General features: G+C 39.8%; 1 protein-coding gene. It reads right to left on the bottom strand.

The annotated features are described in order from the left end of the window. Nucleotides 1-269, bottom strand: a 269-nt coding sequence (locus SB775_RS29905) for a molybdate ABC transporter permease subunit (protein WP_410864874.1), incomplete at both ends; no start/stop codon positions are given.

Below are 269 nucleotides of genomic sequence, written 5' to 3'. Positions count from 1 at the left end.
CATGAGCGGAAATGCAACGACTGTAGAAGCAATGATAGCAGCAGTAGATGTAAACATAATGGACTGCTGAAATAATGATTCAATCCACTTTCCAATGGGACTGTTATTTCCAAAAATGATAATTAGAAAAAAGCCGATAACAGTTGGTGGAAGCACCATTGGTAATAAGAAAATAGTTTCTAGTAGTACTTTATATCGCCACGAGGAGCGCGCTAATGCTCGTCCAATAATCGTTCCTAAGATCGTAACGATTATTGTGGCGCACGCAG

Source organism: Peribacillus sp. SIMBA_075, assembly GCF_046534585.1.
Note: the sequence above shows the minus strand (reverse complement) of the source record. Positions and strands in the feature narration are given on the sequence as shown.